Genomic DNA, 20,697 nt, shown 5'->3' on the forward strand with positions numbered 1-20,697 from the left:
GCATATTTAACTGTCCCGGGTCTTTATACTGCGGTGTTTAACAGAAGCGGCTCACATATGTGGGCCGCTTTTCACTGGTGCTTGCATTGGGCTGTTGCCGAACAGACGCTGATAACAGCGCCGTGCATATTCGTCTGTCATGCCCGACAGATAGTCTGCCAGTACGCGCATTTGTGCAGTCTCGTCCTGTGCCAGTGCGTAGTGAGCCTGAGTGGTATGAGGCAGTAAGCGCAGGGGATCGCTCTGAAACGCCCCGAACAGGTCAATCAGCATATTTTGACCGCTGAATTCGATTTGCTGCATTTTCGGGTCGCGGATAAGCCTTGCAAAAACAAAGTGTTTGAGCACACCCAAAATGGCCTCAAACTCATCAGACAACTTGACGGTGTGGTGCAGTAACGGGTCATTGAAATTGCTGTTCTGAATACTGAGTTCACAGTTGACGATAAACAGGTTCACCAGCTCGCCAATTACGTCTTTACGCAGAGACTCATCGTGGGAGAACAAGCGTTCACTGATACTGTCGAGATGATTATCCAGCCAAGGAGAGGAGATTTTTCGCAATTCGGGCAGAGCATAACGCTGCCATTCTCGTTCACTCAGGGTCTCCGTGGCTATGGCATCTTCCAGGTCGTGTACGGCATAGGCAAAGTCATCAGCATATTCCATGATGGCACTGTCGAGTGACTTAAAGCGGGTTTTCGCTTTATATTCGTTGACCGGTACATGGCTTTGCAGCAAGTTCTTGTCATCCTGATTAAATGGCGCCAGGATCCAGTCCAGGACATCTTTGTCACAGTGGTAGATCCCTTTGGCAGGCAGCCATTGCTGGGTGTAAATAAAGCGCTGATTGGGGTCGGTATGTGGAATGGCCAGCCTTAACTCATCGATAATAGCAGGGTACTTAATAAAGCCGAGCAAAGTTCGGCGAGTGAGGTTCATACCATACCCTTTGGAGTAGGGTTCCAGTTTGGTGACTATTCGTAGCGTTTGTGCATTGCCTTCAAAGCCGCCATGATCACGCAGCAAATAGTTGAGAGCGATTTCTCCGCCATGACCAAAGGGAGGGTGCCCGATATCATGTGCCAGACAAATGGTTTCCATCAGGCTTGAAGACGGAAACCAGGCAAAATCAGGATGTTGTGCTCTCAGGTGGCGTAATAACCCCGTGCCTATTTGAGATACTTCAAGAGAATGCGTTAAGCGCGTCCGGTAAAAATCGTTGACGCCTATACTCATTATCTGTGTTTTTGACTGCAGACGTCGAAAAGCCGCGGCATGAATGATCCTGGAACGGTCAATCTGCCAGGCTGAGCGATTGTCATTTGGGCGGTACTTATTTTGGTCCAGCTGTCGTTGCTGCCATGGTGACTGGCTCATAGATGTCCTTCAATTACGCTAAGCTATACTCAGTATATCTTTGCTGTGTCTGGGGATAAACGAAAAAACCAAATTAAAGCTCTGAATGAATTTGGGTTTAGGAAGCCCTGTCGCCACGATGAAATGCAGAAATTCGCGTTTAGTGGTGAGTTTTGTTATCATTATCCGCTAATTTGAAAATGAAAGAGCAAAGTACAGCAGGGTCATTCTGTTAGGGATTTTCAGAAAACCTGCGTAGTTACGCCAATTTGAGGGTGTTTTCAGCACTTTGATTTGGTAGTTGGTACTAGTGTGAGGAGAATCATGCGTTTACTAGTTAAAGTTATTATTGCCGCGATTTCAATATTCGCGATCCTGTATCCATTTATCGCCAAGCCCCCAGTTTCCCCAGAACCCTCACCCGAGCCAGAAGTCGTCGTGACGGAACCTCTGGTTAAGGAAGTGGAAAAGCCTTTGCACAAGGTTAAGCTGCCGGAATTTGGCAAAATTCGTGATATTGCCACTAAGAAAAAACGGTTTTTTGATTTTATCAAGCCCCATGTTGAAGCGGAAAACGAGCTGATCTTACAGCAACGTGCCAGTATAGAAATTGCCCTGATGATGCTGCAGTTTGAAGAGCCACTCAGTGATATTCAACAACAAAGGATCGAGCAGGTGTTTAAGCTCTACAGGATAGAGGATGACACCATCTCCATTGAGAACCTAAAACGGGCACTGCGTCGGGTAGATATTATCCCTAAAGAATTGGCGTTAATGCAGGCGGCCAATGAGTCGGCCTGGGGCACCTCGCGGTTTGCGCGTATTGGCCTGAACTTTTTTGGTCAGTGGTGCTATCGCAAAGGCTGTGGAATGATCCCAAAACGCCGTAACGATGAAGCGGTGCATGAAGTCGCGGCCTTCCAGTCGGTGCGGGCGTCGGTCAAATCGTATTTTAGAAACATCAATACGCACGATGCGTATAAAGAGCTAAGGGCCACGCGTGCGCAGTTACGTGAGCAGAAAAAGCCCATTGAAGCCACGGCGTTGACCGCAGGACTCTTGTCATACTCAGAGCGGGGCGTGCATTATATTGAAGAACTTAACGATATGATCAGACACAACAAGGCTTATTTTGATGAAGAGTAGGATGTTAGCGCTTTTGCTGGGTATGGCAGGGGTTGCAACTGGCGCACAGGCTCAAGAAGAGTTTGTGGTTTCGTACGATGGCTTTTATGACCGTCTTAAGGTAGTTGAAAAGGGCGAGTTTGAATTTGCCAGGGTAAACTTTTATCTGGTAGATATTGCGTCACTGGCACCTTGTCAGCTCAAGGCTGGTAAAATTGTCACTGAAACCAGTGAGCAACCACTCAATTATACCCAAGAGGCCCAGCTGTTACTGCCGTTTAGTGAAAAGCTCGACAAAGACAAAGCTGTGATTGTTGCAAAGCCACTAAACGCTCAGCATGATTGTCAGATTAAATTTCAGATTGAATCTGAGTACTTTACTACTGCGCACTTGACCAGGCAGCGTTTGTATCAGCTGCATCATGAGTTTGACGAGCTGTTGTCGGATCTGTCCGGCTTCTTTGTCAGCAAACTGATGGGCTTTTTACTGCCACAGCAAAAGGGGGTAAAAGTGACGTTTGCCAGCGAACCTAATCTGTCATCACCCGGGGTCAGCTGTCATAAGCAGGTCTGCTATTTTGAAGTGATGGATGACTGGGAGAATGATGCCGCACGCTTTAATACGCTGAGTGAAGTCGTCTCGGTGACGCCCTGGATAGAAAAGTAATTGTTCGGTGATTGCGTAGCAATTTCACTTAATTACGCAAATTGGTATGACCCCAAAAGAGTCAAATAAAAAAGGCTTCGCATTGCGAAGCCTTTTTTCTCGTTATATTTAACGTAGCGCCTGAATACGTTGCTCCAGTGGCGGGTGAGAAGCGAACATCTCCGACAAACTCTTACCCGATGCGATACCAAAGGCCATCATAGACCCTTCGAGCTGGGACTCGTGGTTGTGGCGCAGACGCTCCAACGCAGCGCGCATTTTATGTGCGCCTACTAACTCGGCTGCGCCTTTGTCGGCTGCAAATTCACGTTGGCGGCTGAAGTAGGCAACAATCACCGAGGCCAGGATGCCAAACAGGACCTGGAAAATCATATCGAAAATGATATAAGTCCAGCTCACACCGTTGTTTTCTTCGTCACCGTTAAGAAAGCCGTCAACCAGATTCGCCAATACTTTAGCGATAAAGATCACAAAGGTATTCACTACGCCCTGAATGAGCGTGAGCGTGACCATATCGCCGTTGGCAACGTGAGAAACCTCGTGTGCCAGCACGGCTTCAGCTTCATCCTGAGTCATATTGTGTAGTAACCCGGTACTGACCGCAACCAGGCTGTTGTTTTTGCTGGGGCCCGTTGCAAAGGCATTGATTTCAGGACTGTCGTAAATGGCAACTTCGGGCATTTCAATACCCACTTGTTTCGCCTGATTAGCAACGGTTTGTACCAGCCAGTGCTCACTTTCATTGCGGGGTTGCTCAATGACATAGGCCCCGGTAGATTTCTTAGCGATCCATTTCGACATAAACAGCGAAATAAACGCACCACCAAAGCCGAACACTCCGGCAATGAGTAGCATGCCGCCATAACTGCGGTTAGACAGACCTAACACAGACATGACGATTGACAGAACAATCCCCAGCACCAGCATGACTGCCAGGTTGGTGATCAAAAATAGCACGATTCGTTTCATTTTAACCTCAAGCTTATACTCAACTTATTGTTTGCAGCCCACAAACTGGGATCAGCTTGTACAAAGTGGGCTATGTTACTTGCATACGTTTGCCTACACGCGCCAGGTGGGATCCATTTCCTTCAGCAAGGCGTTTTACCATAGGTTTAGTTGCAGTATTTTTAGCTTCCAAAGCACGCTTTGTATATGAAGGTAAATCACCATAATTACAAGTCACAGAGTAAAAAATTAGTGTGACAAAATTTGCACAGGGTACCGTGAGCGGGTGCCTCCCTTGCGTTCATCTGCGCAATTACCCACAATAGTAATTATCAGGGTCATATAACGGTCATTATGCAAATAGAACATTTTGAGATCATGCAGTTTTTGTCTGCACATCCCCCATTTAATGATTTACCCGAGCACGCACTTAAGCAGCTTGCTTCTGAGGTTGAGGTTGGCTACTACCGTGCTCGTAGCGAAATACTGCACTACGGGGAGTCAATCTCAAACTTGTATGTGGTACGGGCCGGATCCGTGGAGGTTTACCGCAGAAATGGTGAGCTGTATAACCGAATTTCAGAAGGCGGGCTGTTTGGTCAGCGTGGTCTGTTGATGAACCGCAAGGTGCGCTTTCCGGTAATGGCCCTGGAAGACACCTTAGTGTACTGCATTCCCGTGACCCTGTTTGAAGCATTTTGTGACGAGCATGAGGCATTTGCCGACTTTTTTGAGGCCGATGACAGCGGTGGACTGATCCAGGCGGTGTCAGATCAGGCAGATAACAACGACCTGACCACGGCCAAAGTCAAAACGTTGTTGCTCAGAGAGCTTGTATCGGTTGAGCTGACCTGCACTATTCGTGATGCCGCGAGACTGATGACCGAAGAACAAGTTTCAGCCTTGTTGATTTACGATCCGAGTAAACCGGTCAACGATGATCCCGAAGATGATGACGGTCAAATTGTGGGGATCCTGAGCGATAAAGACTTACGCATTAAAGTCGTGGCGCAAGGTTTAAACACAAATCAACCTGTCGCCAATATCATGACTCGGGAGCTCACCATAGTCGATTCTAATGCGTATGTCTTTGAGGCCATGATGATGATGCTCAGAGACAACCTGCATCATCTGCCTGTGGTTCATAAACGTCGGCCTATCGGTGTGATTGCCTTGTCGGACATCTTACGTTACGAGTCGCAGAGCAGCTTATTGTTTGTCAAAGGGATTATGGAGCAACAAAGCGTTGAGGACCTGGCACAATATGCGCAGTCGCTGGCCAGTGTATTTGTGCGCCTGGTGAACGAAGATGCTAACTCACACATGGTAGGCACGGCGATGTCGGTGATTGGCCGTACCATTAAACAGCGGTTACTGGAACTGGCCGAGGACACATTGGGTGAGCCCCCCGTGCCTTATTGCTTTATTGCATTGGGCTCAATGGCACGGGATGAGCAGCTTATCGTGACCGATCAGGACAATGCGCTGATCCTGGATGATGCGTTTGAGGCGGATAAACATGACAGCTACTTTGCCGCGCTGGCTAAGTTTGTCTGCGACGCTCTGGCACAATGTGGCTACAAATTGTGTGATGGTGGCATTATGGCAACAAACCCGCAGTGGCGCTTAACTGCCAGTGACTGGCAGGCTCAGTTTGAAGACTGGATGGATAACCCCAAACCCGAAGCCCTGCTACATAGCTCAATCTTTTTTGACCTGGATGGGGTGCATGGTCACACCCAGCTTGCCAGTCGCCTGAGTGAATTGGTGGCAAAAAAAGCAAAAAACACGCCGCGTTTTTTAGCCGCCATGGCAAGCAACTCTTTGCGCAGAACACCTCCGCTGGGCTTTTTTAAAGATTTTGTGCTCGAGCAAGATGGAGAGCACAAACACTCGCTGAATATTAAGCGCCGTGGCACTGCACCGCTGTCCGATTTGGTGCGTGTGCATGCCCTGGCCATCGGCTCGCGTAAGCAAAATTCGTTTGAGCGACTTGAAGACATAAAAGACGCCCAGTTGTTACCGCCGGGAAAAGTCGAAGATCTTGAAGCGGCGCTTGAATATATCGCGATGATCCGGATCCGCCACCAGGCAAGGCAAATAGAACAAGGAAAGCAGCCTGATAATAATATATTACCTAAGCGGCTGTCAGAGTTTGAGCAGCGAAACTTGAAAGAAGCGTTTGCGGTACTGGACAAAGCCCAGAGCTACCTCAAGATCCGCTACCAGAATAAAGCGATGCTAAAATAATGGCAGTACAAGGTGACATTTTATCCTGGCCAAACCGTTTTGCACATTTGGCCCGCCAGAGCAATGATGAACGTTTGAGAGCGTTTTACAACGCAGGCGTACAGGTACCTGAAACACCAGTGTCACAGGCGCGCTTTGTGGCACTGGATTTTGAGACCACCGGGTTGGATCATGAAACGGATGATATTGTCAGCGTAGGCCTGGTGCCATTCGATGCGCGGCGGATTTATTGTCGTGATGCAAAACACTGGATCATAAAACCTGCTACGCCACTGCATACCGAGTCTGTAGTGGTGCATCAAATCACGCATTCTCAGGTCAGTGACGCGCCTGATCTCGATGACATCCTCGAAGAGCTGCTTGCTTGTCTTGCCGGTCGAGTGATAGTGGTACATTATCGCCATATTGAACGGCTGTTTTTTAATCAGACTCTAATACAACGACTGGGAGAAGGGATAGAATTTCCATTGATTGACACCATGATGATCGAACACCAGGTTGAAACTGCCCGGCAAACTTTCTGGCAACGCTTCACGCGCCAGCCAATTTCTTCTATTCGTCTGGCTGACAGCCGAAAACGATATGGTTTGCCATATTATATTGCCCACCATGCGCTGAGTGATGCACTGGCGACTGCTGAATTATTACAGGCTCAGCTGCAACACCACTACACGCAAAACACAGAAATAAAATCGCTGTGGGTATAGCTGTTCTCCTAAGTTGAGTGTGTGACCAAGACAAAGAAAAATGGCATGTTATTAAACATGCCATTTTAGGATGTACTCTGGTCAGCGTTCAGCCAACTGTTTATGTGCTGGCTTTTTCTGTACGCAAGCCCAGGATAAGACTCAGGCACATCAGCAGGAGTACCACAGTAAAAGGCAGACCAGTTGAAATAGCGCCCGCCTGAAGTGCTTGTATTGCTTCTGTACCGCCGATCCACAATAGCGCCGCAGCGATAGCGCCTTCTACCGTGGCCCAGAACACCCGCTGCGGGATAGGGGCATCAATTTTACCGCCGGCCGTAATACTGTCTATGACCAGAGAGCCTGAATCCGACGAGGTGATAAAGAACACCAGCACCAGTACGATGGCGACAAATGACAAGAGATCGCCCAGAGGCAGTTGTTCAAACATTTCAAACATGGCCAGTGGCACCTGCGTCAGGCCATTTTCGCCCAGTGCGCCAATGCCAGATTTCACCTGATCAATGGCGATACCGCCGTATACCGACATCCACAAGGTAGTGACCAAAGTCGGGATCAGCAGCACAGCAATGATAAACTCACGAATGGTACGGCCTTCAGAGACGCGGGCAATGAACATACCAACAAACGGTGACCAGGAGATCCACCAGGCCCAGTAAAACACAGTCCAGCCCTGGAACCAGGCTTCATCGTCACGACCGTGCGGGTTACTTAATGGAATGATGTTCTCCACATAGGCCATTATGGTGGTGGGAATATTACCAAGCGCGACAGCAAAGCCGGCCAGCATGACAAACAGGAGCAGAGCAAAAGCGATCAGCATATTGGTGTTACTGAGCACTTTAACGCCCCCTTCAATGCCACGCACCACGGAAATGATGGCCAGCAAAGTGACGCCCACGATCACCATGATCTGTAATCCCAGACCTGCCTCTATGCCAAATACATGTTGGATCCCGGCACTGGCTTGCTGTGCGCCAAGGCCTAGCGAAGTGGCAAGACCAAATAAGGTGGCCAGCACTGCCAGAATATCGATAACGTGTCCGGGCCAGCCCCAAGCTCTGTCGCCTAACAGAGGATAGAAAATAGAGCGGATAGACAGCGGTAGCCCCTTATTATAAGCAAAGAAAGCCAGAGAGAGCGCGACAACGGCGTAAATCGCCCAGGGGTGCAAACCCCAGTGATACATAGTGGCACCCATGGCCAGCTCAGCAGCTTCAGGTGTGTTGGGGGTGACATTGAGCGGCGTTTTGAACCAGCCAGTGTAGTAGGCTACCGGTTCGGCAACGCCCCAAAACATCAGCCCTATACCCATACCTGCGGCGAACAGCATGGCCAGCCAGGAGAGGGTGGTGTACTGAGGTTTGGCCGAGTCGCCACCAAGACGGATTTTACCGTAGGGAGAGAGCACCAGCGCCAAACAAAATAGCACAAAGAAGTTGCCAGACCACATAAAGACCGCATCGAATGCGCCGATGATTTTCCACTTCAGGCCGTCCAGTGTTGCCTTTGCCGACTCGGCATCGCTTACTAAGATTGCAATAAGAAATAATAAGATCAGGCCGGCACTCACGCCAAAAACCGGGTTATGAACATCAAATCCCCATTTTTGTACGTTGTCCTGACCCACGGTATAGTCAGTGTTATCGATACTATACTTATCGTGATTGTCTGCCATTGTTACCTCATAGTTGAGAAATGAAATGGCAAGGTCTTAATACCCGGCTTTGATGCAAACTGCATGCGATGGGTTTATGTTAGTTACAGCGGTAATGGGCACGCCAATGGTTTGCCATTACGATCGTCTTTGTGTTTAACAGACGTTTCGATGTAATTAAGATAAACCAACCAAAACGGGGTATGTGTACCACCTTGCCGTAAAAGTCTTAGTTTATAAGTGTAAGCGCTAGAATATAAAAGTAAATGAATGGGCTATTAACTGAATAAAATCACACCAGTTAAGGGGTAAACAGGCAAAAAAAATCCCTCTTGCGAGGGATTTTGGGTAACTCAGCGCCTTTGGCACTGGGAATGAGGTCGGTACATAGTTGGTATTATAGTGTCAGACCGTGCTTGTTTAGCTGGCAAACTGCATTTCAGGAATGTCGCCATTTACAATAAGCTTACCTGCAGTTTTGCTGATAATTTCGTCTACACTAACACCCGGTGCGCGCTCTAGCAAATGGAACGCGCCATCTTTTACTTCAAGCACCGCTAAATCTGTGACGATTTTTTTCACACAGTTCACGCCGGTGAGCGGCAGAGTACAAGACTCCAGTAACTTTGAATCGCCGTGCTTGCTGGCATGGGTCATGGTTACCACGATATTCTGTGCGCCAGCAACCAAGTCCATTGCACCACCCATGCCTTTGATTAACTTCTTCGGGATCATCCACGAGGCAATATTGCCGTTCTGATCCACTTCAAATGCACCTAGTACAGTCAAGTCTACATGACCACCCCGGATCATGGCAAAGCTTTCGGCACTATTAAAAATAGCCGCACCTGTGGCTGCTGTCACGGTTTCTTTACCCGCATTGATCATGTCTGCGTCGACCTGGTCTTCTGTTGGGTATGGACCCATGCCCAGCAGACCGTTTTCGGACTGTAGCATGACTTCGATACCCTGAGGCACGTAGTTGGCGACCAGAGTTGGAATACCGATACCCAGGTTTACGTAATAGCCGTCCTGAAGCTCTTGCGCCACGCGCATTGCAATTTGTTCACGAGTTAAAGCCATGGTGATCTCCTTACTTACGGGTTGTGACACGTTCGATGCGTTTTTCAAAGTTGCCCTGAATAACGCGATTAACATAGATCCCCGGGGTGTGGATCTCACTTGGCTCCAGTTCGCCTGGCTCTACGATTTCTTCTACCTCAGCAACGGTAATTTTACCCGCCGTTGCAGCCATTGGGTTAAAGTTCATCGCGGTGTGGCGAAATACCAGATTGCCATAGCGGTCAGCTTTCCAGGCTTTAACGATGGCGAATTCGCCGGTGATAGACTCTTCAAGAATGTAAGGGCGACCATCGAATTCTTTGACTTCTTTGCCCTCGGCAATCGGAGTACCATAGCCAGTTGCCGTGTAAAAACCTGGAATACCCGCACCGCCAGCGCGCATTTTCTCTGCCAAAGTACCCTGAGGGGTCAATTCAACGTCGATAATACCGTCTAACAACTGTTGCTCGAACAGGGCATTTTCACCCACGTAAGAGGCAATAATCTTTTTGATTTGACGATCATGGAGCAAAATACCCAGACCAAAGTCGTCGACACCACAGTTGTTCGACACGACGGTCAGCTCTTTGGTTTGTTTGCGCTTGATTTCTGCAATTAACCCTTCTGGAATTCCACATAATCCAAAGCCACCTGCAATAATGGTATCGCCATCTTTCAGGCCCTCCATTGCTGCTTCATAGCTTGAAACTACTTTATCGAAACCGGCCATTAGCCCACTCCTAGTTGTTCGTTGTTTTTCAGTTGTTATGACTGACAGCTGTTTTTCAGCGCCAGAGACACCTTGCTTACTGGCGCCTTATCCAGCGCCTCACAAATCTGCCAGCCCGCTTTTGCCAGTCTTTCTAAATCAATTCCACTGTCAATGCCAAGTCCTTGCAGCAAGTAAACAACATCCTCAGTGGCAACATTTCCTGACGCACCCTTAGCATAGGGACAACCACCCAGTCCGGCAACGGCGGAATCTATGGTCGCAATGCCCAGCTCCAGTGCGGTATGTATGTTTGCCAAAGCCTGACCATAGGTATCATGAAAGTGCACGGCAAGGCGCTCGGCTGGGATATGTGACAGTAATAACGTTAGCAGCTGCCTGACCTGATTGGCTGTACCCACACCTATGGTATCGCCAAGACTGATCTCGTAGCAGCCCAATGCCAATAATTGTTTACACACCGCCAGAACCTGCTCTGGTTCGACCTCTCCCTGATACGGGCAGCCAACCACACAGCTTACGTAGCCCCTGACTTTGATGTTGTTTTTTTGTGCAAGCTCAACCACAGGGCGGAAGCGCTCAATACTCTCTTCAATGGAGCAGTTGATGTTCTTTTGTGTAAAGGCTTCGCTGGCAGCGGTAAAAATCGCAAACTCGTCGACCTCGTTGGCAAGCGCCAGCTCGGCACCTTTGAGGTTTGGCGTAAGGGCGCTGATCTCTACACCATCACGACGCACAAAGCCCTGGATGACGTCACTGGAGTCGGCCATTTGTGGCACCCATTTTGGCGAGACAAATGCCCCAGCCTCAATGTGTTTCAAACCGGCGTCGGCCAGTGCATTGACCAGCGCAATTTTCGCGCCGGTCGATACACTGGACTCATTTTGCAGGCCATCACGTGCACCAACTTCAACTATTTTGACCTGAGCAGGATAGTTCGCCATTTCAGGCCTCCTCAACAATCGCAAGCATTGCGCCGTGGCTGACCAGCTCGCCTTCGTCGAAGCAATAGCTGGTGAGCGTACCATCAAACGGCGCATTCAGGGTGTATTCCATTTTCATTGCCTCGATGACAACCACTGGATCGCCTTTGCTTACCTGAGCGCCAACACTTTGCAGGTGTTTCACGACCGTGCCGTTAAGTGGCGCGGCCAGTGGTGCTTCCTGATGTTCATGCTCGCTGATGTAGTGCTTAGATTTAAGCGCCACATCAAACTGGTAAGGACCAAACATAACTGTGATTTGCTCTTTGGTGATCACCACATCTGCCAGCAAGCGCTTGCCATCCAGGTTGGCGACCAGGCTGTGACCATCCAGGCGTACGTCCATCGTATGGTCGAGATCCTGATAAAATACCTGCCACTGATTGCCACTGGCTTCGGCTACCACCAGGTGGTCGGCAAATGGCAGTACCTGACGACGCGGCTGGTTGAGCTTAAAGCCCGACAGCTGCCACGGCGAGGTGACTTTCTCTGCCTGCTGATGCGCCAGATAGGCCGCACTGGCCAGACAAACCAATAAGTCATTGGGCGCCTGAGATGCCGTCAGCGTTTCGGTCTGGGTGTCAATAAAGTGGGTATCCGGTGCTGTGGTACTGAATGCAGGGTGGCCTGCCAGGTGGTGTAAGAAAGCAATATTGCTCTTCAGACCTGCCAGATGTACTTCAGCCAGTGCACTGCGTAATTTTAATAGTGCAGTGCGGCGATCTCGACCATGCACTATCAGCTTAGCGATCATCGGATCGTAAAAGGGGCTGATCTCATCACCTTGTTGCACACCGGTATCGATACGCACACCGTCTTTGGCTTGTGGGAAGCCCAGATGGGACAATACGCCAGAGCAGGGCATAAAGTTTTCCTGCGGATCTTCGGCGTATATGCGCGCTTCAAAGCTGTGGCCGCTGAGTCGGATCTCATCCTGGGTCAGTGGCAGTACTTCATTGTTGGCGACGCGGATTTGCCACTCAACCAAATCCTGATCGGTCACCATCTCCGTCACCGGGTGCTCTACTTGCAGGCGCGTGTTCATTTCCATAAAGAAGAACTCGTCACCACAGAGCAAGAACTCGACGGTACCGGCACCGCGGTAGTTGATAGCCTGGGCACAGCGCACAGCGGCTTCACCCATTTCACGGCGCAGCTCTGCACTCAGATCCGGGGCAGGAGCTTCTTCTATGACTTTTTGATGGCGGCGCTGCAATGAGCAGTCGCGGTCGCCCAGATACACGCAATTACCATGGCTGTCGGCAAATACTTGCACTTCAACATGGCGCGGCTTATCGACAAAACGCTCCAGCAGCACCAGATCGTTACCAAAACTGGCTGCGGCCTCACGCTTTGCACCTTCAAGAGCATTGATAAATTCGCTGGCTTCGCGCACTACGCGCATACCTTTACCACCGCCACCGTAAGCCGCTTTTATAAGCACCGGATAGCCCACTTTCTCGGCTTCCTGAGCCAGGAAATCTGTATCTTGCTGCTTGCCGTAGTAGCCGGGCACTAAGGGTACATTGGCCTCGGCCATGATCTCTTTGGCGCGAGTTTTTGACCCCATGGCTTCAATTGAGCTAGCCAGCGGACCAATAAAGGCGATATCGGCCTGCTCACAGGCCTGAGCAAAGGCTTCGTTTTCAGACAAGAATCCGTAACCGGGATGGATACAATCCGCACCGGCACGCTTAGCAACGTCCAGAATGCGCTCAGCAACCAGGTAGGAATCTTTACTTGGCGCCGGACCTATGTGATAGGCTTCATCCGCCTGTTGTACGTGCATGGCATTGGCGTCTGCATCGGAGTAAACCGCTACGGTGCTCAGACCCAGGCGCTTGGCGCTGCGTATCACGCGACAGGCGATTTCGCCACGGTTGGCTATCAGAATTTTCTTTAACATAGTGTACTCCTTACTTGCTGGCCGCGTTTTGCCAGCCGGGGGCACGTTTGTCGAAAAAGGCGCTCAGACCTTCTTGTCCTTCCTCGCTTACTCGGATCTCAGCGATCCGTTTTGCGGTGTGTGCAATCAATGTGTCATCGATGGTATGGCCAGCCACTTCGTCTATCAGTGCCTTGGCACTTTTGACCGCCACCGGACCATTGTTCAGCAGGGTTTCTATAAAGTGAGATTCGGCACCGGCTAAGTCTTCGGCTATTTCGTGGATAAGACCCATGCTCAGTGCTTTGTCTGCAGTAAAGATCTCAGCACTGAGGAAATAGCGACGTGCCTGACGCTCGCCAATGGCGCGGATCACATAGGGGCTGATCACGGCGGGGATAAGCCCCAGCTTGACTTCGCTCAGACAGAACTTAGCATCCGGGGTCGCAACGGCGATGTCACAGCAGGCGATGAGGCCCAGTGCACCACCAAATGCAGCGCCCTGAACCAGACAAACCGTTGGGTGTGGGCTGTTTGCCAGCACTTTCATCAGTTTGGCCAGCTCCATAGAATCAGCGACATTCTCGTCGTAGTTATTACCAGCCATGGATTTCATCCAGGCCAGGTCGGCGCCTGCAGAGAAGTGCTTGCCATTGGTTTTTAATACCAGTGCACGAATATTCAGCTCGTTGGCGTATTCAATGCTTTTGATTAATTCGGCAATGACCTCGGCGTTGAAGGCATTGTGTTTTTCCGGGCGGCTAAGCTCCAAAATGGCGACTTTGCTCTTGGTGATATTTAAGGTTACTGACATAGGGCCTCCTTACATCCGGAAAATGCCGAATTTTGAATCCTGCTCAGGTGCATTGACAGCCGCTTCAAGCGCCAGACCAAGAACCGTGCGTGTGTCGGCAGGATCGATAATGCCATCGTCCCACAAGCGCGCACTGGCGTAGTAGGGGTGGCCTTGCTTTTCGTATTGCTCGACAATTGGCTTTTTGAACTCAGCCACTTCTTCGTCGCTCATCGACTGGCCTTTGCGTGCCAGACCGTCCTGACGGACTTGCGTCAGTACACCGGCAGCCTGCTCGCCACCCATGACCGAGATACGGGCATTGGGCCACATCCACATCATGGTGGGTTCATAGGCTCGGCCGCACATGCCGTAGTTACCGGCACCATATGAGCCACCGATCAGCACGGTAAATTTTGGCACGTCTGCACAAGACACAGCGGTAACCATTTTAGCGCCGTGTTTGGCAATACCTTCTGCTTCGTATTTTTGACCTACCATAAAGCCTGTGATGTTCTGCAAGAACAGCAGCGGAATGTTGCGCTGGGCACAGAGCTGAATAAAGTGCGCGCCTTTTTGCGCCGATTCTGAGAATAAAATCCCATTATTAGCGACTATCCCAACCGGATGACCATAGATTTCGGCAAAGCCGGTAACCAGGGTTTCACCAAAGTAGCGTTTAAACTCGTCAAACTGTGAGTCGTCCACGATACGGGCGATGACTTCGCGTACGTCAAACGGCTTTTTAAGGTCCGTCCCGACGATGCCGTATATCTCACGGATATCGTATCGAGGCGCTTTAAAGTCTTTCAGAACTGGGCGAACAGGACGTTGGTGGTTGAGGCGGGAGACACATTGGCGGGCGATAGACAGCGCGTGCTCATCGTTTTCCGCATAATGGTCAGCAACCCCGGATACTTTACAGTGCACATCGGCACCACCGAGGTCTTCGGCGCTTACTTCCTCACCGGTTGCCGCTTTTACCAGTGGCGGACCCGCGAGGAAAATCGTCCCTTGTTCTTTTACTATGATACTTTCATCGGCCATCGCTGGCACGTATGCACCACCGGCGGTACACAGGCCCATCACCACGGCAATTTGCGGGATGCCTTTGGCAGACATACGCGCCTGGTTATAGAAAATACGGCCAAAGTGCAGTTTATCCGGGAATACTTCATCCTGCTCCGGCAGGTTTGCACCGCCTGAGTCAACTAAATAAATGCAGGGCAGGTGGCAACGTTCTGCAATTTCTTGTGCGCGCAGGTGCTTTTTCACCGTCAGCGGGAAATAGGTGCCCCCTTTAACAGTCGCGTCGTTCGCCACTATCATGCACTCCACGCCTTTTACCCGGCCAATACCGGCCACGACACCGGCGCAGGGAATATCCTGTTCATACACACCATAGGCGGCGAACTGAGAGATCTCTAAAAACGGAGAGCCCTCGTCAAGCAGGTGCTCAATGCGGTCACGGACAAATAACTTGCCGCGACTCTGGTGGCGAGCGATCAGTGCTTCACCGCCGCCCATAGACAATGTGGCGACCTTATCATTGAGGTCGGCAACCAGAGACGCCATAGCGTCCTGGTTTGCCTTAAACTGCGGATCATGACTATTAACAGTCGAGTTTAGTACTGTCATGCTGCCTCCTTAGCGGCTTTCGGTGAACAGCTCACGACCGATCAGCATACGGCGGATCTCAGACGTGCCGGCGCCTATTTCATACAGTTTGGCATCACGCAGTAAGCGTCCGGTAGGATACTCATTGATATAACCGTTACCGCCCAGCAACTGAATTGCATCAAGCGCCATTTTGGTTGCCAGCTCGGCGGCATACAGAATTGCACCTGCGGCATCTTTACGGGTGGTCTCACCGCGGTCACAGGCTTTAGCCACTGTGTAAACGTAAGAGCGCGCCGCATTCATTTGCGTATACATGTCGGCGATTTTGCCCTGTACAAGCTGGAATTCGCCGATAGACTGGTTGAACTGCTTACGCTCGTGGATGTAAGGCACAACCACATCCATACAAGCCTGCATGATCCCAAGTGGGCCACCGGCCAGAACCACACGTTCATAATCCAGACCACTCATCAGGACCTTAACGCCTTCATTATAGTTACCCAGAATATTCTCTTCAGGCACTTCACAGTTTTCAAACACCAGCTCACAAGTGTTGGAGCCGCGCATGCCCAGTTTGTCCAGCTTTTGTGCGGTAGAGAAGCCCGGGAAGTTTTTCTCAACGATGAATGCCGTGATACCACGCGGACCGGCTTCTAAATCGGTTTTTGCATAGATCACAAAGACGTCGGCATCCGGACCATTGGTGATCCACATTTTATTGCCGTTGAGAATAAACTTATCGCCTTTTTTCTCGGCTTTGAGTTTCATAGATACTACATCTGAGCCCGAGTTTGGTTCACTCATCGCCAGTGCGCCGATGTGCTCGCCGGAGACCAGTTTAGGCAGGTACTTTTCTTTTTGTGCCCGGTTGCCATTGCGGTTGATCTGGTTGACACATAAGTTTGAGTGCGCACCGTAACTCAAGCCGATAGAGGCGCTGGCACGGCTGATCTCTTCCATCGCAATAACATGCTCGAGATAGCCCATGTTTGCGCCACCGAACTCTTCTGGTACTGTGATGCCCAGCAGACCCATGTCACCAAACTTTGGCCACATTTCATTTGGGAAAGCGTTTTCTTCGTCGGTTTTTTCTGCCAGTGGAGCGATTTCGCTGCTGGCAAAGCTATTGACGTGGTCACGGATCATGTCCGCGGTTTCGCCCAGGCCAAAGTTAAGTTCTTTATAAAGTGATACTGTGCTCATCTGTAGTTATCCTGTGTGAGAGTTATTCTTGATTAAGCACTCGCCGCGACTCGCATTAAGTGCTACATTATTGCTCAATCACTATTCATCTAAATTCTTTAATGTATCCAGACAGCGACGTTCTGCTGTCACCAGCTCCATCAGGACGACTTTAATATCGTCCATTTGCTGACTCAGATCGGCCTTTTTTTCTTCGATCAGTTGCAGCATAGTATGAAGCTGTTTGGCGCTTGATTTGTCAGCGTCGTAAAGCTCAAACAATCTACCGGTTTCTGCCAGGGTAAAGCCCAATCGCTTGCCACGCAGAATGAGTTTCAGGCGCACTTTATCGCGCTTAGAATAAATGCGGGTCTGGCCATGGCGTTCAGGTGAAAGTAATCCCTGATCTTCATAAAACCGAATACTTCGGGTGGTAATATCAAACTCCTTGGCGAGTTCGCTGATTGAATAAGTTGGTTCTTTGTTGTCTTGCATCGTTTACGCACTTACATCAAAACTGATTTGTCCAATATAAGTGAAGTTTACGTAAAGGTAAAGTATGGCGTTTGTTTCATCCTATAGTCGCATATCGCAACCGCTCATACTGGTCTACTTTAGGTATTCGTTTTGCTTACAGAAGACCCGCTGAGGCACTCCAGATGGTACGTCACAATGCAGTATAGTCGCGTTATTCGAGACTGACTGGCGAGGAGGACGACACATCGTAAGTCACACCAGTGGCAACCTCGATGTGCAACTTAACTTTACACTTTCAGAGATCGCAATTTGCTTGATTTTAGATTTACGTTGGCGTAAACGTAAATATTAGGTATGCTCGACGTAAGAGATTACTAAAAGCAAGCAACTTGCTTGTAAACAGGAGTTTTTTTAATGAGTAACGAAGCTGTTGTCATTGTTGCTGCCAAACGTACCCCTATGGGTGGATTTATGGGCAGTCTTTCTGGTGCCAGTGCAACTGACCTGGGTGCCACCGCAATTAAAGCTGTGATGGCTGATACTGGGCTGTCTGATGCCAGTATAGACGAAGTGATCATGGGCTGTGTATTGCCAGCTGGCTTAGGTCAGGCGCCAGCGCGTCAGGCGATGTTACATGCCGGCCTGGCTCGTTCAACGGGCGCAACCACTATCAATAAAGTCTGTGGCTCAGGCTTGAAAGCGGCTATGTTCGCTCACGACCTGATCAAAGCAGGCAGCATTAGTACAGCGGTCGCTGGTGGTATGGAGAGCATGACGAATGCTCCTTACTTCATTCCTAAAGCGCGTGGTGGCATGCGCATGGGCCATGGCGAAATTAAAGATCACATGATGGCGGATGGCCTCGAAGATGCTTACGACAATAAAGCTATGGGCTGCTTCGCACAAGATACGGCCGATGAATACGGCATTACCCGTGACAATATGGACGAGTTTGCGCTGAGCTCACTGAGTAAAGCCAATGCTGCTATTGAAAACGGTAGCTTTAACAACGAAATTGCCGCACATACCATTTCTACCCGTAAAGGTGATGTGGAAGTGGCGATTGATGAGCAGCCTGGTAATGCGCGCCCGGACAAGATCCCGTCACTGCGCCCGGCGTTCAAAAAAGATGGCACTATCACTGCGGCTAACTCGTCTTCTATCTCTGACGGCGCAGCAGCGCTGGTATTGATGAGCGAATCAGAAGCGAAACGTCACGGTCTAACACCACTGTGTAAGATTGCAGGTCACACCACACATTCTCAGGCGCCTGCCGAGTTCACTGTGGCACCTGTTGGTGCAATGAACAAGTTGCTTGAGCAAACTGGCTGGTCTAAAGACGACGTCGATTTGTGGGAGATCAACGAAGCATTCGCTATGGTCACTATGTTGGCGATCAGCGAGCTTAGCCTGGATCAGAGCAAAGTAAACGTGAATGGTGGTGCGTGTGCATTGGGTCACCCAATCGGTGCCAGTGGCGCGCGTATTCTGGTAACGCTTATTCATGCACTGCGCAATCGCGGTTTATCAAAAGGCATTGCCTCACTGTGTATCGGTGGTGGTGAAGCGGTGGCATTAGCCGTCGAAGTTTAAGTTAAGTATAGCGCCGCAACGACAATAATTAAGCGGCGCTTTTTCGTTTTAATTGGGGGAGGAGTGCACATGCACCAGGTACCATTATACATCAACGGTGAATTTACCCAGTCTCAGTCTGACAAGTGGCTAGATGTCGTCAATCCGGCGAATCAGGAAGTTTTGGCGAAGGTGCCATGCGCGACACAGGATGAAGTACAGGCCGCTATTTCGTCTGCACAAGAAGCATTTAAAACCTGGCGTAATGTCCCGGTAACAGAGCGTGCTCGTATCATGATGCGCTATGCGGCACTGTTAAAAGAGCACCAGGAAGAGATTGCGACTATTATCTGCCATGAGCTTGGCAAGACCTTTGAAGATGCCAAGGGCGATGTATGGCGTGGTATTGAAGTGGTTGAGCAGGCGGCCAATGCGCCGGCGCTAATGATGGGCGAAACGGTTGAGAACGTTGCCCGTAATATCGACACTTATTCTTATATTCAACCGCTGGGCGTGTGTGCGGGTATCACCCCGTTTAACTTCCCGGCGATGATTCCATTGTGGATGTTCCCAATGGCGATTGTGTGTGGTAACACCTTCGTATTAAAGCCTTCTGAGCAAGACCCTCTGACGCCAATGCGTTTGGTTGAGCTATTCGAAGAAGCTGGCGCACCAAAAGGGGTTCTGCAAGTAGTACATGGTGCAAAAGAGCAGGTTGACCAAATCCTGACAGCGCCTGAAGTACGCGCGATTTCTTTTGTTGGCTCATGCGGTGTAGGGTCTTATATCTACAGCAAAGGCACTGAGAACCTGAAACGTGTTCAGGCCTGCGTAGGCGCGAAAAACCATATGGTGATCATGCCAGATGCCAGCCGCGAGCAAACCATCAATAACCTGGTCGGTTCATCTGTGGGCGCAGCAGGTCAGCGTTGTATGGGTATCTCGGTTGCGGTGTTTGTTGGCAAGTCTAAAGAGTGGATCGACGATTTAAAAGCCGGCCTTGAAAAAGTACGCCCGGGTGTGTGGAACGACCCAGAAGCGGCCTATGGCCCGCAAACCTCGGCTCAGGCAAAAGCACGTATTCTGTCGCTGATAGAAAGCGGTAAACAACAAGGTGCAACTTGTCTGCTGGATGGCTCAGACTTTACGGTTGAAGGCTACGAAAACGGCAACTGGGTTGGTCCAACGCTGTTTACAGACGTCACGCCAGACATGGACATCTACAAGCAGGAGATCTTTGGCCCCGTACTGAACTGCGTATGTGTTGATACTCTGGAAGAGGCCATTGAACTGGTTAATAACAGCCCTTATGGTAACGGTACGTCTCTGTTCACGGCAAGCGGCGCAGCAGCACGTAAGTTCCAGAATGAAATCGAAGTAGGTCAGGTGGGCATCAATATTCCGATTCCTGTGCCACTGCCGTTCTTCTCATTCACCGGCTGGAAAAACTCTTTCTATGGCGACCAACACACCTATGGTAAACAGGGTGTGCGTTTCTACACAGAAACCAAGACCATTACTTCACGTTGGTTTGCCGATGAGGCCGTAACAGGCCCGAATATGAGCATCAACCTGCGATAACGCCAGTCAGTTAACCTATCAGGCCCGGCACTTGCCCGGGCCGCAAGTAGTAATCCCTGAAACTCAGGTACATAAGAATAACGCCGGGCAGAATCATCA

General features: G+C 50.0%; 17 protein-coding genes. 6 read left to right on the plus strand and 11 right to left on the minus strand.

Going from position 1 to position 20,697, the window contains the following annotated elements:
- Window positions 1-51 precede the first annotated feature (51 nt).
- Window positions 52-1,380: an anti-phage deoxyguanosine triphosphatase gene (locus CWB99_RS10045; protein ID WP_138551280.1), complete on the minus strand. Its 1,329-nt coding sequence runs from the start codon at window positions 1,378-1,380 to the stop codon at window positions 52-54.
- Between the two features lie 303 nt (window positions 1,381-1,683).
- Between CWB99_RS10045 and CWB99_RS10050 the strand changes: the two genes are divergently transcribed.
- On the plus strand, window positions 1,684-2,505 hold the full coding sequence (locus CWB99_RS10050; protein WP_432760828.1) for a glucosaminidase domain-containing protein: 822 nt from the start codon (window positions 1,684-1,686) through the stop codon (window positions 2,503-2,505).
- Between the two features lies 1 nt (window position 2,506).
- Window positions 2,507-3,151 carry a DUF2987 domain-containing protein gene (locus tag CWB99_RS10055; RefSeq protein WP_249331815.1) on the plus strand — a complete coding sequence of 215 codons (645 nt, stop codon included), beginning with the start codon at window positions 2,507-2,509 and terminating at the stop codon, window positions 3,149-3,151.
- A gap of 108 nt (window positions 3,152-3,259) precedes the next feature.
- Here the strand turns inward: CWB99_RS10055 and htpX are convergent, their stop codons facing one another.
- A complete protein-coding gene (gene htpX / locus CWB99_RS10060; RefSeq protein WP_138551278.1) occupies window positions 3,260-4,120 on the minus strand; it encodes a protease HtpX in 861 nt (286 codons plus the stop codon).
- Window positions 4,121-4,453: 333 nt separating this feature from the next.
- Between htpX and CWB99_RS10065 the strand changes: the two genes are divergently transcribed.
- Complete coding sequence (locus tag CWB99_RS10065) at window positions 4,454-6,349, plus strand: DUF294 nucleotidyltransferase-like domain-containing protein (protein WP_138551277.1); 1,896 nt, start codon at window positions 4,454-4,456, stop codon at window positions 6,347-6,349.
- A complete protein-coding gene (locus tag CWB99_RS10070; protein ID WP_138551276.1) occupies window positions 6,349-7,056 on the plus strand; it encodes a 3'-5' exonuclease in 708 nt (235 codons plus the stop codon). Before CWB99_RS10065 ends, CWB99_RS10070 begins: the two co-directional genes overlap by 1 nt.
- Before the next feature lie 100 nt (window positions 7,057-7,156).
- On the opposite strand, the gene CWB99_RS10075 is transcribed toward CWB99_RS10070, so the two are convergent.
- From CWB99_RS10075 to CWB99_RS10115, 9 genes are all read right to left on the minus strand, one after another.
- A complete protein-coding gene (locus CWB99_RS10075; protein ID WP_138551275.1) occupies window positions 7,157-8,734 on the minus strand; it encodes a BCCT family transporter in 1,578 nt (525 codons plus the stop codon).
- Window positions 8,735-9,133: 399 nt separating this feature from the next.
- A complete protein-coding gene (locus CWB99_RS10080) occupies window positions 9,134-9,796 on the minus strand; it encodes a CoA transferase subunit B (protein WP_010381523.1) in 663 nt (220 codons plus the stop codon).
- Window positions 9,797-9,806: 10 nt separating this feature from the next.
- Window positions 9,807-10,505, minus strand: a complete 699-nt coding sequence (locus tag CWB99_RS10085; protein ID WP_054016864.1) for a CoA transferase subunit A — start codon at window positions 10,503-10,505, stop codon at window positions 9,807-9,809.
- A 35-nt stretch (window positions 10,506-10,540) separates the two neighbouring features.
- Window positions 10,541-11,449: a hydroxymethylglutaryl-CoA lyase gene (locus tag CWB99_RS10090; RefSeq protein WP_138546768.1), complete on the minus strand. Its 909-nt coding sequence runs from the start codon at window positions 11,447-11,449 to the stop codon at window positions 10,541-10,543.
- Window position 11,450: 1 nt separating this feature from the next.
- On the minus strand, window positions 11,451-13,394 hold the full coding sequence (locus CWB99_RS10095) for an acetyl/propionyl/methylcrotonyl-CoA carboxylase subunit alpha (protein ID WP_138551274.1): 1,944 nt from the start codon (window positions 13,392-13,394) through the stop codon (window positions 11,451-11,453).
- 10 nt (window positions 13,395-13,404) lie between these two features.
- Window positions 13,405-14,187, minus strand: coding sequence for an enoyl-CoA hydratase/isomerase family protein (locus CWB99_RS10100; protein ID WP_138551273.1), 783 nt, complete (start codon window positions 14,185-14,187; stop codon window positions 13,405-13,407).
- Window positions 14,188-14,196: 9 nt separating this feature from the next.
- Window positions 14,197-15,804, minus strand: a complete 1,608-nt coding sequence (locus CWB99_RS10105) for a carboxyl transferase domain-containing protein (protein WP_138551272.1) — start codon at window positions 15,802-15,804, stop codon at window positions 14,197-14,199.
- A gap of 9 nt (window positions 15,805-15,813) precedes the next feature.
- Window positions 15,814-16,989, minus strand: coding sequence for an isovaleryl-CoA dehydrogenase (locus CWB99_RS10110; RefSeq protein WP_138551271.1), 1,176 nt, complete (start codon window positions 16,987-16,989; stop codon window positions 15,814-15,816).
- A gap of 81 nt (window positions 16,990-17,070) precedes the next feature.
- Entirely contained in the window at window positions 17,071-17,463 is a 393-nt protein-coding gene (locus tag CWB99_RS10115; RefSeq protein ID WP_054016870.1) for a MerR family transcriptional regulator, read from the minus strand.
- Window positions 17,464-17,859: 396 nt separating this feature from the next.
- Here CWB99_RS10115 and CWB99_RS10120 point away from each other — a divergent pair, with 396 nt between their 5' ends.
- Both CWB99_RS10120 and CWB99_RS10125 read left to right on the plus strand, forming a co-directional pair.
- Window positions 17,860-19,038 (plus strand): acetyl-CoA C-acyltransferase, encoded by a 1,179-nt coding sequence (locus tag CWB99_RS10120; RefSeq protein ID WP_138551270.1) that lies wholly within the window; start codon window positions 17,860-17,862, stop codon window positions 19,036-19,038.
- 69 nt (window positions 19,039-19,107) lie between these two features.
- On the plus strand, window positions 19,108-20,598 hold the full coding sequence (locus CWB99_RS10125) for a CoA-acylating methylmalonate-semialdehyde dehydrogenase (protein ID WP_138551269.1): 1,491 nt from the start codon (window positions 19,108-19,110) through the stop codon (window positions 20,596-20,598).
- The last annotated feature ends 99 nt before the right edge of the window (window positions 20,599-20,697 follow it).

The organism is Pseudoalteromonas rubra (assembly GCF_005887095.1).
Taxonomy (GTDB): domain Bacteria; phylum Pseudomonadota; class Gammaproteobacteria; order Enterobacterales; family Alteromonadaceae; genus Pseudoalteromonas; species Pseudoalteromonas rubra_E.

What these genes read in the sequence shown, in the direction of transcription:
- CWB99_RS10045 (WP_138551280.1), bottom strand. Translation starts at nt 1,380, where the DNA reads ATGAGCCAGTCACCATGGCAGCAACGACAGCTGGACCAAAATAAGTAC.
- CWB99_RS10050 (WP_432760828.1), top strand. Translation starts at nt 1,684, where the DNA reads ATGCGTTTACTAGTTAAAGTTATTATTGCCGCGATTTCAATATTCGCG.
- CWB99_RS10055 (WP_249331815.1), top strand. Translation starts at nt 2,507, where the DNA reads ATGTTAGCGCTTTTGCTGGGTATGGCAGGGGTTGCAACTGGCGCACAG.
- htpX (WP_138551278.1), bottom strand. Translation starts at nt 4,120, where the DNA reads ATGAAACGAATCGTGCTATTTTTGATCACCAACCTGGCAGTCATGCTG.
- CWB99_RS10065 (WP_138551277.1), top strand. Translation starts at nt 4,454, where the DNA reads ATGCAAATAGAACATTTTGAGATCATGCAGTTTTTGTCTGCACATCCC.
- CWB99_RS10070 (WP_138551276.1), top strand. Translation starts at nt 6,349, where the DNA reads ATGGCAGTACAAGGTGACATTTTATCCTGGCCAAACCGTTTTGCACAT.
- CWB99_RS10075 (WP_138551275.1), bottom strand. Translation starts at nt 8,734, where the DNA reads ATGGCAGACAATCACGATAAGTATAGTATCGATAACACTGACTATACC.
- CWB99_RS10080 (WP_010381523.1), bottom strand. Translation starts at nt 9,796, where the DNA reads ATGGCTTTAACTCGTGAACAAATTGCAATGCGCGTGGCGCAAGAGCTT.
- CWB99_RS10085 (WP_054016864.1), bottom strand. Translation starts at nt 10,505, where the DNA reads ATGGCCGGTTTCGATAAAGTAGTTTCAAGCTATGAAGCAGCAATGGAG.
- CWB99_RS10090 (WP_138546768.1), bottom strand. Translation starts at nt 11,449, where the DNA reads ATGGCGAACTATCCTGCTCAGGTCAAAATAGTTGAAGTTGGTGCACGT.
- CWB99_RS10095 (WP_138551274.1), bottom strand. Translation starts at nt 13,394, where the DNA reads ATGTTAAAGAAAATTCTGATAGCCAACCGTGGCGAAATCGCCTGTCGC.
- CWB99_RS10100 (WP_138551273.1), bottom strand. Translation starts at nt 14,187, where the DNA reads ATGTCAGTAACCTTAAATATCACCAAGAGCAAAGTCGCCATTTTGGAG.
- CWB99_RS10105 (WP_138551272.1), bottom strand. Translation starts at nt 15,804, where the DNA reads ATGACAGTACTAAACTCGACTGTTAATAGTCATGATCCGCAGTTTAAG.
- CWB99_RS10110 (WP_138551271.1), bottom strand. Translation starts at nt 16,989, where the DNA reads ATGAGCACAGTATCACTTTATAAAGAACTTAACTTTGGCCTGGGCGAA.
- CWB99_RS10115 (WP_054016870.1), bottom strand. Translation starts at nt 17,463, where the DNA reads ATGCAAGACAACAAAGAACCAACTTATTCAATCAGCGAACTCGCCAAG.
- CWB99_RS10120 (WP_138551270.1), top strand. Translation starts at nt 17,860, where the DNA reads ATGAGTAACGAAGCTGTTGTCATTGTTGCTGCCAAACGTACCCCTATG.
- CWB99_RS10125 (WP_138551269.1), top strand. Translation starts at nt 19,108, where the DNA reads ATGCACCAGGTACCATTATACATCAACGGTGAATTTACCCAGTCTCAG.